Raw genomic sequence first — 13,135 nt, 5'->3', positions numbered from 1 at the left:
AAAGGGCCGTCACACATGACGACACTGATTGATACCATTAAGCCAACCGAGACCTACATAGAAAGCCTGCTGCCGCTTGCCCTGGACGGACGTACCGAAGAGGCGTTTGTCGCATACTACCTGGAAAACGTTGTGAAGCGCGTCAGCAGCGCGCGCTTTGCGTATCGCGCGTTTGGCCCGTGGTGGCCTGCAATCAAGCTACTTTTACTGGAAAGTGCTATTACTAAATTCGGGCAGGTAGTCGAAAGTGACGTTGCCGAAATATACTCGCTCTCCCGGCCAGCCCTGACGGTAGTAGCAGCGCACCTGTACGCTGACGATCGCACGGAGAACGACGCGGTATACAGTGCAAACCACCTGCTGCCCGTTATGTTATCAGCGGACGATACGGAGCCGTATTTATACGTCAGCTATGACGAGTCCATAGAAAAAAGAAGACTTTAGGAGACACCGTGGCACGAGAAAATAAATATTTAAAACTGGAGGAATTAGAGGCCTACGCCAGTGCTGCCGGTGCAGAGCTGCAATTTTATCACCCGAGCGGGGTATTTACGTTGCGCGATCGCCAGGATGATAAGCGATGGGTATGGGTGCTTAATCCGTATACAAAATACCGGATAGAAAGAATACGTCATCTGGATAAAGCCAGCTGGCTGATAGCCCTGGACGATGCGTTAAAACGCCTTAAAGAAGAGGCTGAGGCCGCGCCACAGCTGAAAAGTGACAAAAACTTTTGATATTTGTTGACTGAAAACTATAAACAGCTTAGATTTTGCATATCCGCTCAGGCGGTAAGCATGAAAAAAGCCCGACCAGATGGCCGGGCTTTTTTTTACCTGCAGAGACTGTGTTTGGCGACGTCATCTCTGCACATAACGAAGAGAATATAGCATGAAAAATTTTGCACAGCGTGACTTTGTTAATACCACTTCAATCAAAGGAAATGACGTCAACACTGACGCTATTACTAATACGATCGGCAAATTCCTCACGCTTTGTTTTAGCACAATTGGCATCGTCTGCTGCCTCATGCTGATGTGGATGGCACACCAGTAATGTGATAAAGGCCTGTAATCATTATCTTTGAAAGATGCCAATTACAGGCTTGTTTTTTCCCGTCCCAGCGTTAAAAATACCCCCCGACGCAAATCCATCTTTTAGAATACTTAATCATCGGCTGACAATTCCGGATATGCGCTTCAGTGAAGAGTGGTTTCACTCCTACAAGAAAAAACCTAAAACACGCAGTAAACCAGCAGATAAAGCTGAGGGTGTCGCGTCGGTAAAATCCGTCAAAGCGTCCGCCTGGTTAACCGCACTGACAGAAGTATCGGTTCACGCAAAAGCGTTAGCCGCACTCGTTAAAAACCCCGACCTGCTGGCAGGCAAAAAAGAGCATTACGACCAGGTTCGTATTTTTGACCATTTTCACCGCAATAACAGGGTTATTTATGATCACCTGTACGCCGTACCCAACGGAGGATTCCGCCTAAAAAAAACCGCTGCAGCGATTGAGGCAGAAGGGGCAAAGCGTGGCGTTCCTGATATGTGTCTGGAAATGCCATCTGGTGTCTATCACGGTATGCGCATAGAGCAAAAACATGGTAAGCGCATGCCTTCTGAGAAGCAGATAGAGTGGATGCAGCGCCTTAAAGCGCAGGGCTTTTACGTCCTTTTATCATTTTCACCGGAAGAGACGATCAGGGTGACAGAGCAGTACGCAGCACTTGAAGCAGGCGGAGTAATGCCCGCGCACGAAAACGACGGATTCTGGAGCGAATAAGTGCTTTTTGACGCGGACTTTTTTTCCGGATGCCCCACGTTTGAACACTATGCGCGACGCGCTAAGACGCGCAGCAACTTAGGGCTGGGGCTCGCAGTATTTGCCGAACTGGCACTGGAAACAGGCATGTTCGGGGTACCGAAAAAGGAACTCATGGCGCGATGCGGCATGAACAATCGCCAGCTGAACTACTACGGTGGCGTTAAAGGTATCGGCTATATCTTACGAAAATCATTTACAGAAGGACGAGCACGCATGACGGTGGCACAGATCGAAGGTTTGGGGAAAATTGGTATCGGTGCCATTGCGTGCTGTCACAGTCAGGCGTTGCTTCAGATGAAAGAAGATCCCGAACTTCTGATGCGCCGCGAGGCTTGGCCAGCGGGGTTTTTCGTGTCACTGGAGCAGGAGCATGAAGGCGACGACGTGCTGCGGCTGACTCGCCCTGATGGCGGTGAAGAAATCCACTGCCTGAGTGTGGATGATATGCGTGTTCATGACTGGGTGGCCATTCAGTGATCGGGCGTAATACACAGCTCCACTACCATTCGATCTGCTATATGGGTGATAACGGTAAGATGCGCTCAGGCGTGGTACAGCTTGTCTCGCGTCAGGTTACGCGCCCGACATTGCAGGACGTGCGCCTGCAGCTGGGCTTTGATGAAAACGCCGTTCTGGTCTCACACAGTTACCTGGGGCGTATGTCGCAGGCAGAGTATGAAAGCGGAGAGATCAAAGCGCCGTCCGTGCTGCTGCATATGCTGATGATGGCCGTTGCTGTAGCAGGCGTGCTGGTGGCGCTCAAACTGGTGTAATTCCTGCTGGTGGCAGGGCGCTCTGCTTTGCCACCAATTCCGCCCTTCTTTTTATATAAATAAAATCTAAGAAAATTCTTAGACAGTGGTTAATTTCAGGTTATCATCTGCCGCAAATTTACAGCGGACCTGAAACCAATCATGACTTCTCAAAATGTTCTCCAGCAGCTGCAGCAACTTCCTGAATGCCCCGTTGACGATGAAGTACTTCACCAGACGTTTGTAACGGCCTATGGCCAACTGAGTTCTATGCGCAAGCGCCTGAAACTCGACGATCTTGAAAAACGCCTGCTGGATAACTGCCTGTCCGCGCTGGAGCAGGTGCAGATTGATATCAACCTGCGCCTTAATCACGAAGCTGATACCTATAACGTGCTGGCAGAGGCGCTGGAGCACGTACAGCAGGAGCTGGACAGCCATTCCGTACTGGCTGCAGAGATAGCTCAGATTCGCCTTGAGGCGAAGAACACCGCTGATGAAGCCATTCAGGAAGCCCGTATTCGTGAAGGTGAGGCCGAAAATCGCGCTATCAATGCTGAAAACGACCGTGATCGCAACTCAGATGCGCTGGTTACCGCGCAGCTGGCGCTGACCACTCTGAATCAGGAATTTGCACACTACCGCCGCAAGAATCCTGAACGCCTGGCGGCGGATCTGCAGGAGCGCGACAAAACCATTTCTCAGCACCGCGCCGATCGCAAAAAACAGAGCGCACTGATACAGGAACTGCAGCAGAAGCTGAATATTGCAGATAAAGAAGTAGGCAAAGAGCGCCGCCTGCGCGGTGAGACGGCCAACGATCTCATTAAACTCACTGCCTCGCACAATCATTTGAAAGAGCGCGTGGAGTTTCACGACGGGCAGGAAGACGTGGCGCAATTCCTCCTGCAGCTGCCGGACGGCAGCGGCGACGTGGGCTGTTATATCTACAATTACCACTTCGGGCTCAGCGTATTTCATGGCATCCGTGACGTGTCCATTGAAACAGCAAATTTCCACTATCAGATCCGCACGGCGATGATGCTGGCAATGGATGTTGTGCCGGGTATATGGGGTAATCCGGTATTCCGCATCCTGCCTGATTTACTCCCTATGTGGGACACAGCCATCAACGATGAACTGCATGAGCGCATCATGACCCGCCTGGCGCTGGACTTCCCACGACTCCACAAGCGCATCACTGACGGTAAGGCCGCGCCGGTCTCCGAGCTGGCTATCCCTGCGCGTGCGCTTAACGCGCTGGTCAAAGCCGGTTATGACACCGTGGCAGCGGTGGGCGGTGAGCTGCCGCCGGAACTGGTGAAGGTCAAAGGGCTAAGTGAGGCCACGGTAGACGAGATCCGCGCTGCGGTTAACAGCTGGTGCATCACCTGGGCAAAATCCAATGGTGATATTGAACCTATCAAAAATAACAACCTGAAACGTCGCTAACGTGACGTAATTACCCGCCGCTAATAAATATGAAAATCTAAGAGATATCTTAGATTTTCATTGATTCAGATCTCCTCATTGTGTACATTCCTACCCGCTGGCAACGCCCATAATCGTTGAAAGTTATCTGAATTGGTATTTCGCGGATTAAGCATTAACCCATTGTTTAATCCGCAATTTTTTACAGCGCAAAGCTCATTTCCGAGTGATTTTTGCGCTGTATGAGGTGGCTTTATGCCCGATAGTTTTCGGGCTTTTTTTTCAGGTTTAACCGTGAGTGCATGACGTGTGCTCACGGCTGAATCGGAGAGAGGATTCAGCAGCGAGGCAGACGCAATGCAAATCTGGCAGGGGTGGTTCCTTCCCTGTTGTTTACGCAAGCGGACAGGTTGACCAGATGCCTAAGTGTCCGAGCCGGGTATGCACCGGCACCAATTCAGCAGGCTTAGCTCAGTCGGTAGAGTGTTTCATTGTCGGCGGTTCGATTCCGCCAGCCTGCATCAGTTCGTAACGGGCCGCTCCCGGTTATTACCTTTTCCGGGCGTGTTATGAGTAGGGTGAACGGCATGTAGCCCCTCCTGTCACGGCAGTGAACGCGGTTTTGGACTACCCCGCGCATAGAACGCCCCGTGAGGCTTAAACAGGTTCCCGTCTGATCCCCGTAAGGGATCGCCATTTGTGAGCGTGCTGGCATCCTCTTGCTGCCTGGCGACGGGTAAAACTACCTCTGGCAGCACGCTCACAAATGGGGGAATGCGGCTATGCGCACGCGGGGCGGAATAATATTTTCCTGTCATGAAAATCTTCTACACCCGTCCGTAGGTTCCGTAACGGACAGCTGGAGGCACCAGCCCCCCATGCACTACACGTCAACACCAGGCGACGCGCTGCTTACTGGCTAATTTGGCTGGTGGCAGGGCAAGGTCAGCGGCAGACCTAAAAAAAGTTCGTGGCAGCTGGGAAAGACCAGCACACAACGGCGAGAGTATTGAGTGGTGAATGACAGATGACGCCACGCGCCTGGTTAGCCAGTGCTCTCGACCGTTGTGGTGATTGCTTTAACACACCGTAGGAGTTGTGGAGTCAATCCACGGGGCGAAAGCCCTGCCGGCGAATCGACGCCGGCAGTCAGCGATGGGCTGCGAAGGCAAAGCGGGTATCACTCCCGCCTCATTGAACAATCGCGCTAACGGAAACCGATCACAGCAACCCGTTTATGGTGACGTAGCTCAGAGGAATGAGCGTCCGGCTTTAACTCAGGAGTACGGAAGGTCGCTGGTTCAAATCCAGCCGTCACTGCCAGTTTCAGTACAGACCAGTTGCATTGGAGCCAGCGCCCCCTGCTGGTGGTCGAAAGTGGGTCACTTGGGATATGTGAGTGCGGAGTCTGGCTTTTAATTCCTTTGAAGCTAACAGGTTATCCGGTCAACACGTAATGTCATCCAGCCATACTTCTGTCATCTTCCGGTTGAGCGCCGGGGCGAGTAGTTCTGACAGCTGGAAGAGACAGCATCCCTAACAGACAGGACACGATATGCCGTTTTTAGCGTTTGCTGCAGAGCATCCAGCCCTCACCATCATTTACACGCTGGTGGTCATTTACGGCTTTGAAACGGTTATCAAAGCCTGTCGCAGCGACGCGAAGAAAAAGCGCCGCAAATAGCACGACACCCCAACAGGAAAGCGCATTAGCCGCTCAGTACTCTTTCCGTTGTGGTGCATTCGCAGTTGCTGCTGCGATCGCAAGACTGGCCCCCGCTTCATCAATCGCAACGCATAGGGGTTTAAGCCGCCAGTAACCGAGTTGACCAGTCGCTTGAGAGGTTACTTGCCGGGTATGGCACCGGCCACCACCAACGCATAACAGATACGCATGCATAAGCGCTGACAAGAAAATTGAGGCATGATTAGAGCAATTCAGTCAGCTAATCAGGGTTTAAGCAGTATGGACACCAGCATGTACACCAAAACAGTCAGAGCGATGCAGTTTGTCATGTTTCATCTGCTGCTGAATGCCGGATTGTTTGCCGGTCATAAATGGCTGATCGCGCAGCTGGTGGCCAGCTGATACAGGCCAACAGGTAAGAGCGCCGGCAGACGGGCTTTTATCGTTGTGTTGTAGCTCAGCGGCAGCAGCGTTCGCTCTTTTATTCGGCCTGCAGGGCGGTGATAGGGACAAGCGAAAGGTCGCCGGTTCAAATCCGGCCAGCACAATGCCTACATAGCCACCCGGCCAGCCGCCGGGACAGGTCTCAGAACATCCCCGTGCGCACCCGGCGCCGGAATTAATCAGGTGAATTTTAACCACCGGCAATCGCCGGGGATTCTGCACGCCTGCACGACAGAGAGAGAGCATGAAAAAGATCGCACTGATGGGCGCATTAATGGGAAGTCTCACCTTGCTGGCGCGCCGGCCGCCAACCGTTCCCGTGCTGCAGGTCAGGTCGCTGCAGCTGCCGGAGCGCCCGCAGCTGACCGCCGAGGAAGGAATACAGCGGCTGGCCACCAGCATGGAAGAAGCGCATCAGCACCGCGAACGTGAGCGGCTGACCGCGCAGAAGCGCAGACAGAGCGCCCACAAGCGCAAAAGCAAACGGGGTTACTAAACGATGAACGATCAACAAATAAACGGAATGATTGGCATGATTGCCGGCGCTGCAGGCAACTATACCGGCGACTATATGGCGATGCTGAACGTTCTGGAGCACCTGGGCTTTGTGGTAACGCACCAGTCACAGACCGCAACTGATTGGTCAGCCACGGTGAGCAAAGGCGCACTGACCATGACCGCCCGCGGGGAATCGCTTAATCACGCTACCTGTCTGGCCATGCTGCAACTGAACGATCTGATCCTGCGCAGCGAACAGCTGATAGACGAGGGCATGCTGAAATTCAGGGAAGAGGGCGCGCCTATGGCCGTCGCGCATGTGTGGCTCTCTGACGGCGCAAAAGTGGCACGTAAAGCGTGGGGAGAGGGAACGCATCTGCGCCTCAACAGAGGCACCACACGGCACCCGCTGAACGGCACCGATATGTACGGCGTGCCGGCGCGATTCTTTGACCACGATCCGCAGGCGTCCGTAACGCGCATGCCTCAGTTCGTTCTGACCAATACCGAGCAGCTGACAACGGCTGACTGGACGCCCGTAACCGCCGATCTGCTGGCAAGCGACTGGAGACTGATTTAATGGAGACGGTAAAACTCAAAGGGCTGGAACTGCTGGGCTGGCGCGCGGATCACTGCAAAGTCACATCAGTGGCATGCCGCAATAAGTCACTGCCTACAGGTGAGAAGCAGTCAGTGATGCTGGTGGAAGGGACCGTAGTGTTTGAGCTCAGGAAAGGGTGTGGCGTGCGCTTTACCTGGCAGGCTCAGCAACAGATAGGCATGTACGGAGCAACGGGCAAGTTTGATTACAGTGTGAATATGAGTAAGTCAGGTACGACAGAAGGATTACGGTTTGAGGATGAAGCCGGGGAACCATTACCGGATAACCTTTACAGCCAGGTCGTTCACCGCTTAGCCCGTGACACCGTAACTAACTGGTCAAATACAGTCAGCCACCTTCTGAAAAGCTACCGCTGATCCCGGGCAGGCCACAATATGCCGGATAGTAAGCGCTATCCGGTACTCTGCATTCGCCACAAACGCCCGCGATTCTAAAACACCCCTTCCAGATATCGTGCGTATTAGCGCCAAACCTGCATTAAATGATGGTACTGATTCGGGCGATAATTATGCCGCTGTAAGGGAATGCAGAGCCAAAGCCAATCTGTAATGCCGCACCACCAGCCAGTAAAGGGATCTGTAAATCCGAGTCAGATTGCTCCTGAAAACACGCCAGCCCTGTCAAAAAATCCAAAATCGACGACGTTAAGACTTGTACGGATTAGACAAACCTTAGAATAGCGTGTTTTTAATTCAACCGGAGCGCTACATGGACAAAAAGGTAAGCAGTATTGAGATAGCCGATCTGTTAATTCGTCGTCGCTGCTATATGACGGTTGCAGAAGTAACCAGGCTGGTGGAAACAGAATACCCGCATTTAACAGTAAACCCCGGTATCGTCTCTAATATCCTGCGCTCCTTTGTCCGCTCTCCGTTTGCACAATGCCGGGTACATCCTGAAGCCTATCCCCGTAAGTACAGGCTGGATGCGGTAAACGGCTACATCTTCAAAGCACGCGGACGTTCGGATATCGATTACGACTCGCTGATTGTAGCCAGCGCCACGAAACACCGCCGGCAGACGAAAGAGATTGAGCAGCGTTCTGTATGCGTGATGGCAAGGGAACTGATGGACAAATGTATGCGGGGAAGGATGGAAAACACCCCGCTCATGTGAACGGGGTGCTGATTTGCTTACTTCTGACCGCTGCGGTGCAGCCTGCGGGCTTTGGTTAACGATGACGGAACCTGTTTAGGCGGATTATCCAGCCTTTCGGTTGAGTTCGTTTCCTCGTCCCGTGTAATAACAGGGAGTTCGCTGGCTTCTGGCACAGGCTCAGCGGGTTGTTCAGCCGCTGGTGGCACTTCCTGTACAGAAGAAACGCGCGTCACAGGGGCTGGTTCAGCTGGTGGCGTTACCGGTTCAGCTGCTGCTGCTGCAGGCGCTGGCGCAGGGGCCACAACAGGAACATCTTCACCCGTAACAGCGCTGATTAACGTCAGCAGTCGCTGCAGACGCTCCTGTTTAGACATTTTTAAGAACTTCTGGCCTAAGTTCGCCTCCAGCATGGCGATCATCGGTGCAAGCCCCATCAATTCAGCAGCGTGACCTGAACGCACAACCGAATGCAGACACGCGCGCCGGGTAGCATTTGACGGCAGCTTGTCATATTCCTTCTGGAAGTGGCTATTAAGAATGCCGCTTTCTTCCAGGCTCGCAATTCGCAGTATTTTTCCCATATTTACGCCTTATCGCCAGTCCTGCTGCGAATATCACTCACGGTGGCGGCTTCGCTGATTTCGTCGCGGATTTCTTCTTCTGCAGCCGTCAGCGCCATATGAACGCCGCGCACGATAGCCATTTCTGGGTTATCTGGCACAACCACCACATCATGCCAGTCAGCGGTGTGATCTGTCAGGCCAGGCAGTTTACCGGCGATATAGTTAGCACCGCCGCCCACAACCAGCACAACGTCAATGTCGTGGGTATTACGGTGCAGCGCACGAACATCTTTCATGATGGTTTCAGCGAGTTCAGCTGCGGCCTGATCGATAACAGGCAGAACATTGATGCGCTTATCTTTCGCTCTCTCCAGGCGGGAACCGATATAGCCCTGACGGATGATTGCATCAACGCTGTCCAAGCTCAGGTCTGAGGCGTTAAACGACTTATCCAGCGTCTTTTCAAACTCGATCAGCAGGGTGTGAACACGCTTAATCATCGTCTGCACGCCGTGCTCAAAGCCACTTCTGCGGATCGGCATCAGGTCAGAGTCAACCAGGGCGATATCACAGGTGAAGCGGCCTAAATCAATTACCAGCGTCTTTTCTGCGTCTGCCAGCTCTGGCAGATCAGCCTGCGCGGTAAGAATGGCAGGGACAGCCTCTGGATAGATTTCTACGTGAATGATGTTTGCAGCTTTGATGCTGTCATTAATGTTCTCAACACGCGTTTTCAGACTGTCAGCTTTCTGTTTGATGCGCGCTTCATTGATGTTGCCTGCAGCGCTGTAGAACTGACTTACCGGGAGCGTTTCACCGAGGATAATGTCACGGCCACCGAGACCAGCACGAACCAGCGCATCATTAACCAGAACGCGGTGAGCAGCGGAAACCTGGTAATCAGGGTCACAGGTGTCATACAGGTCATAGCCTGCATTCATGACGGTGTACGTGCGCTCTTTACCCTGCGCATCTGTTGTATGCCATGAAGATTGTGACTCAGTAGCGAGCGTCTGCTGGTGGCCTTCATGCACAAGCGCCGGGGTCACAGAGGTTTTAATCTTGCCGGTTGCTTCGTCAAGGAACGACAGAGCAATGTTACCGGAGCCTGCATCCACTGCTACTAAAACTGCTTTGTTCTTAGTCATTTATTTGTCCAATGGTTAATTTCATATTGAAAGTCCGGGACTGAATTTATCACACAGAGCACACTTGTACACTTAAAAAAGCGCGCTTGTGCTCGAAAAAAGGCACAACCAAAACTGTTTGCTGACTAAGTGATCATTATTGTGATCACTGCAAATTACAGACTCCTTACCATCCTGGTTTATTGGCCTCATTTGAACGATAAACCATGTCCAAAGTTAACTGGGATGAACACAGAAGGGCTTTCATTGAGCAGAAGGCCGAGAGCGGAATAACCGTCAAAGAGTACTGCGAGTACTATGACCTGCCATTCAACACGGCCCGTCGGGAGCTGAACGGTAAAGCGCTGGCCGCGATGGGTGATCAAAGTGGTGATCACAATCATGATCATTCGGGTGATCACGCTTCTGATCATCAAAATGATCACACCAGAAAAGACGACCTCACCATACGCCGGAACGGGCGCAAACTCAGGCACAGCGCGGCTTTAGAGGGGGTGCTGGAACCACGCGCTGACGCAGCGCCGCAGCCTGGCGGGAAGAAAAAGCCCAATGCTTCACATGCCAAAAAGATCATAAATGACGGTGATCAAAGTGACGGGCGCCCGAAGCACACCGCAAAGCCCCGCGGCGAGGGTAAACCCTTTGAGGAAGGCCATGAAACTAAGCTGGTCGCCAACCGGCGTGCCTACCCGCGGCCACAGGATTATGAAGCGGCGTTAGAGGTGCTGGGCGAGGGGCTGGAAGCCAGCGCCATGACGGCGCTGTTTGACTCTCTGGCGCACATGGACATGCTCAAGCGCACCACGGCGCGTGCGGTAGAGCTGTTTGAGCTTGAGGCCGACAACATGGCCAGCGGCAAAAAGAAGGGGGAGGAGGACGACGGCGGCGGACCACACCCTATCCTGAAAATGACCAAGCTGATGATCGAGGTCGGCTATCTGGTCAATGACCACGCTACCCGGGTAGCGGCAATCGCCGGCAGTACCGATAAGAACCGGCGCGACAATGAGAAGCATGCGCTGACGCATAACGCCGGCGAGGTTATCAGCCGCGCATACCAGCTGCGAGAGGCGGAGGACTGGGATCTGCTGCAGACGGCAGAGTACATCGAGCGCCACGGCATCAAACTGCCTGAGTCTCTGTCCAGACGTCTCGAAAACGAGCTTAAGAACGCTGAACCGCCGGTAGATGAAAGCGGCCAGGTCAGCGAGGCGGAGCTGGAACTGGAGGCGCAGGAGTATCGCCGGCAGCAGGCCGCGTCCGCTGCCTTTGTTGAGACACGTCGCGCTGAAGTTGCCGCGCTGGTGGACAAAGGCGGGTTTGGTGACGTCCAGGCAGACGGAGAGCTGCGCGCCGGCGAAACCGCAGGCGAGGCCAATCTGAGCGGCAATTTTGACTATGCGGCTACTGCTGACCTGTACGACGACGATATCCCGCCGGAGATATCCGTTATGTCCGACGATGAATCCGTTATGACCGATGCGCTATCCGTTATGAAAGACAAGGATGGCGCAGAATGAGCGGCAAAAAACGCATCAGGAGCGTCACCACCGACCCGCGCTGGCGCGACATGGTGATCCGCTATCGCTATGACTGGGCGACGGCAGTAGTCGAGCTATTTGGCCTTATCCCCACCTGGCAGCAGGAAGAGATACTTAACTCCGTACAGGAGACCGGAAGCCAGACTACGGTAACGTCCGGCCACGGTACCGGCAAATCATCCCTGACGGCTATGATGCTGCTGATTTACATGATCATGTTCCCGGATGCGCGCGTAATCATCGTGGCCAACAAAATCGGGCAGGTTAAAACGGGCGTATTCAAATACGTCAAAACTTACTGGGCTAACGCCGCTAAACGTCACCCCTGGCTGCAGAACTACTTCACCCTGACGGACACCATGTTTTATGAGAAGTCGCGTAAGGGGATATGGGAAGTGCTCTGTAAGGGCTTCCGCCTGGGTAACGAAGAAGCGCTGGCCGGCGAGCACGCCGCGCATATCCTGCTGATCCTCGATGAAGCGTCAGGTATTTCTGATAAAGCGATAGCTATCATGCGTGGTGCGCTGACAGAGACCGATAACCGCATGCTGATGATGTCGCAGCCCACGCGGCCAAGCGGCTATTTCTATGACTCGCACCACTCATTAGCCCGTAACCCCGATAACCCGGACGGGATCTGGAATGCCATTGTCCTCAATTCTGAAGAGGCGCCGCACGTTACCCTGAAGTTCATCAGGGAAAAGCTGCTGGAGTACGGCGGGCGTGACTCTCTGGAGTACATGGTGAAGGTGCTGGGGCGCTTCCCGCGCAACATCAGCGGCTATCTGCTGGGGCGTGACGAGTGCGATCGCGCCGCACGGCGCAAAGTATACCTGGAGAAAGGCTGGGGCTGGGTGGCTACCGCTGACGTCGGTAATGGGCGCGATAAGTCGATACTCAATATCTGCAGGGTGTCTGGGCATGGTGATGCGCGGCGCGTGGTGTCGTTTAAGCTGGTGGAAATGCCTGGCACGATGGACCCAATATCTTTCGGTGACTTCGTCGCTAACGAGTGTACGCAGGAGCGCTATCCGGGGATCACGATTGCCGTCGATGGTGACGGCGTGGGCTCTGCCACGCTGAAGCAGCTGGAGCGCCGGGGCGTGAATGCGGTCAATATCCGCTGGGGGCAACCGCCGTTCAGTAAGAAGGTGCGCGAGCGCTTCAAGAACCAGCGCGCCTGGGCGAACATCATGGCCGCTGATGCTGTCCGCTCCGGCAGGATGCGTATAGACGCCTCTCAGCACACGGCGGAGCAGGGATCAAAGATACCGTATTACATGGATGAAATGGGGAGGATCATGATGGTGCCGAAGCCTCAGATGCGACAGAAACTCAACATCAAGTCGCCTGACCGCTGGGACACATACTGCTTTATCTTCCTGATTGGTTATCGTCCGGCAGAGGCAGAGATTGACGAAGGCATGGCAGATTTCGCGGAGAGCAAACTCAAAGAGCTGGAGGAACTGGACGCGCTGCTGGCGTGACCACCAGCCAGGCAATAAAAAAGGGCGCTTGTGCGCCCT

15 protein-coding genes and 2 tRNA genes are annotated in these 13,135 nt (G+C 53.7%); 15 read left to right on the top strand and 2 right to left on the bottom strand.

The annotated features are described in order from the left end of the window. Window positions 1–15: 15 nt before the first annotated feature. The 13 genes from C1Y41_RS19055 (at window position 16) to C1Y41_RS19005 (ending at window position 8,375) form a co-directional block, all read left to right on the top strand. A complete protein-coding gene (locus tag C1Y41_RS19055; protein ID WP_104086140.1) occupies window positions 16–444 on the top strand; it encodes an olxA in 429 nt (142 codons plus the stop codon). 8 nt (window positions 445–452) lie between these two features. Further along, the gene (locus C1Y41_RS19050) at window positions 453–737 is read left to right on the top strand and encodes a hypothetical protein (protein ID WP_104086139.1); all 285 of its coding nucleotides are present in this window, start codon (window positions 453–455) and stop codon (window positions 735–737) included. A 353-nt stretch (window positions 738–1,090) separates the two neighbouring features. Beyond that, the gene (locus C1Y41_RS19045; RefSeq protein WP_233207465.1) at window positions 1,091–1,783 is read left to right on the top strand and encodes a VRR-NUC domain-containing protein; all 693 of its coding nucleotides are present in this window, start codon (window positions 1,091–1,093) and stop codon (window positions 1,781–1,783) included. Beyond that, a complete protein-coding gene (locus tag C1Y41_RS19040) occupies window positions 1,784–2,302 on the top strand; it encodes a hypothetical protein (protein ID WP_104086137.1) in 519 nt (172 codons plus the stop codon). It abuts the gene before it with no gap. Then, a complete protein-coding gene (locus C1Y41_RS19035; protein ID WP_104086136.1) occupies window positions 2,299–2,598 on the top strand; it encodes a hypothetical protein in 300 nt (99 codons plus the stop codon). The genes C1Y41_RS19040 and C1Y41_RS19035 overlap by 4 nt, the downstream gene beginning before the upstream one ends. 141 nt (window positions 2,599–2,739) lie before the next feature. Continuing rightward, complete coding sequence (locus C1Y41_RS19030; protein ID WP_104086135.1) at window positions 2,740–4,029, top strand: DNA-directed RNA polymerase subunit alpha C-terminal domain-containing protein; 1,290 nt, start codon at window positions 2,740–2,742, stop codon at window positions 4,027–4,029. Window positions 4,030–4,468: 439 nt separating this feature from the next. Next, window positions 4,469–4,529, top strand: a tRNA-OTHER gene (locus C1Y41_RS19025). 1,034 nt (window positions 4,530–5,563) lie between these two features. Beyond that, on the top strand, window positions 5,564–5,692 hold the full coding sequence (locus C1Y41_RS20380; protein ID WP_255402235.1) for a hypothetical protein: 129 nt from the start codon (window positions 5,564–5,566) through the stop codon (window positions 5,690–5,692). A gap of 449 nt (window positions 5,693–6,141) precedes the next feature. Beyond that, window positions 6,142–6,243 (top strand) — tRNA-OTHER (locus tag C1Y41_RS20065). 140 nt (window positions 6,244–6,383) lie between these two features. Next, window positions 6,384–6,635: a hypothetical protein gene (locus C1Y41_RS19020; RefSeq protein ID WP_104086134.1), complete on the top strand. Its 252-nt coding sequence runs from the start codon at window positions 6,384–6,386 to the stop codon at window positions 6,633–6,635. A 3-nt stretch (window positions 6,636–6,638) separates the two neighbouring features. Continuing rightward, window positions 6,639–7,217: an MW1434 family type I TA system toxin gene (locus C1Y41_RS19015; RefSeq protein WP_146065244.1), complete on the top strand. Its 579-nt coding sequence runs from the start codon at window positions 6,639–6,641 to the stop codon at window positions 7,215–7,217. Further along, the gene (locus C1Y41_RS19010; protein WP_104086132.1) at window positions 7,217–7,615 is read left to right on the top strand and encodes a hypothetical protein; all 399 of its coding nucleotides are present in this window, start codon (window positions 7,217–7,219) and stop codon (window positions 7,613–7,615) included. The genes C1Y41_RS19015 and C1Y41_RS19010 overlap by 1 nt, the downstream gene beginning before the upstream one ends. Window positions 7,616–7,967: 352 nt before the next feature. Further along, window positions 7,968–8,375 carry a late promoter activating protein gene (locus tag C1Y41_RS19005; protein WP_104086131.1) on the top strand — a complete coding sequence of 136 codons (408 nt, stop codon included), beginning with the start codon at window positions 7,968–7,970 and terminating at the stop codon, window positions 8,373–8,375. 17 nt (window positions 8,376–8,392) lie between these two features. On the opposite strand, the gene C1Y41_RS20060 is transcribed toward C1Y41_RS19005, so the two are convergent. Together C1Y41_RS20060 and parM are read right to left on the bottom strand one after the other, a co-directional pair. Then, window positions 8,393–8,938, bottom strand: a complete 546-nt coding sequence (locus C1Y41_RS20060; protein WP_104086130.1) for a hypothetical protein — start codon at window positions 8,936–8,938, stop codon at window positions 8,393–8,395. Between the two features lie 2 nt (window positions 8,939–8,940). Then, window positions 8,941–10,068, bottom strand: coding sequence for a ParM/StbA family protein (parM, locus tag C1Y41_RS18995; protein WP_104086129.1), 1,128 nt, complete (start codon window positions 10,066–10,068; stop codon window positions 8,941–8,943). A gap of 206 nt (window positions 10,069–10,274) precedes the next feature. Here parM and C1Y41_RS18990 point away from each other — a divergent pair, with 206 nt between their 5' ends. Then, window positions 10,275–11,588, top strand: coding sequence for a hypothetical protein (locus tag C1Y41_RS18990; protein WP_104086128.1), 1,314 nt, complete (start codon window positions 10,275–10,277; stop codon window positions 11,586–11,588). Further along, window positions 11,585–13,096, top strand: coding sequence for a terminase (locus C1Y41_RS18985; protein WP_104086127.1), 1,512 nt, complete (start codon window positions 11,585–11,587; stop codon window positions 13,094–13,096). The genes C1Y41_RS18990 and C1Y41_RS18985 overlap by 4 nt, the downstream gene beginning before the upstream one ends. Window positions 13,097–13,135 lie beyond the last annotated feature (39 nt).

The sequence above is a fragment of the Pantoea sp. ICBG 1758 genome (assembly GCF_002928325.1).
Taxonomy (GTDB): Bacteria; Pseudomonadota; Gammaproteobacteria; order Enterobacterales; family Enterobacteriaceae; genus Pantoea; species Pantoea eucrina.
Note: the sequence above shows the minus strand (reverse complement) of the source record. Positions and strands in the feature narration are given on the sequence as shown.

Excerpts from the sequence above, each read along its gene's own strand:
- C1Y41_RS19055 (WP_104086140.1), top strand. The coding sequence starts at position 16 with ATGACGACACTGATTGATACCATTAAGCCAACCGAGACCTACATAGAA.
- C1Y41_RS19045 (WP_233207465.1), top strand. The coding sequence starts at position 1,091 with ATGCCAATTACAGGCTTGTTTTTTCCCGTCCCAGCGTTAAAAATACCC.
- C1Y41_RS19030 (WP_104086135.1), top strand. The coding sequence starts at position 2,740 with ATGACTTCTCAAAATGTTCTCCAGCAGCTGCAGCAACTTCCTGAATGC.
- C1Y41_RS20380 (WP_255402235.1), top strand. The coding sequence starts at position 5,564 with ATGCCGTTTTTAGCGTTTGCTGCAGAGCATCCAGCCCTCACCATCATT.
- C1Y41_RS19020 (WP_104086134.1), top strand. The coding sequence starts at position 6,384 with ATGAAAAAGATCGCACTGATGGGCGCATTAATGGGAAGTCTCACCTTG.
- C1Y41_RS19015 (WP_146065244.1), top strand. The coding sequence starts at position 6,639 with ATGAACGATCAACAAATAAACGGAATGATTGGCATGATTGCCGGCGCT.
- C1Y41_RS19010 (WP_104086132.1), top strand. The coding sequence starts at position 7,217 with ATGGAGACGGTAAAACTCAAAGGGCTGGAACTGCTGGGCTGGCGCGCG.
- C1Y41_RS19005 (WP_104086131.1), top strand. The coding sequence starts at position 7,968 with ATGGACAAAAAGGTAAGCAGTATTGAGATAGCCGATCTGTTAATTCGT.
- C1Y41_RS20060 (WP_104086130.1), bottom strand. The coding sequence starts at position 8,938 with ATGGGAAAAATACTGCGAATTGCGAGCCTGGAAGAAAGCGGCATTCTT.
- parM (WP_104086129.1), bottom strand. The coding sequence starts at position 10,068 with ATGACTAAGAACAAAGCAGTTTTAGTAGCAGTGGATGCAGGCTCCGGT.
- C1Y41_RS18990 (WP_104086128.1), top strand. The coding sequence starts at position 10,275 with ATGTCCAAAGTTAACTGGGATGAACACAGAAGGGCTTTCATTGAGCAG.
- C1Y41_RS18985 (WP_104086127.1), top strand. The coding sequence starts at position 11,585 with ATGAGCGGCAAAAAACGCATCAGGAGCGTCACCACCGACCCGCGCTGG.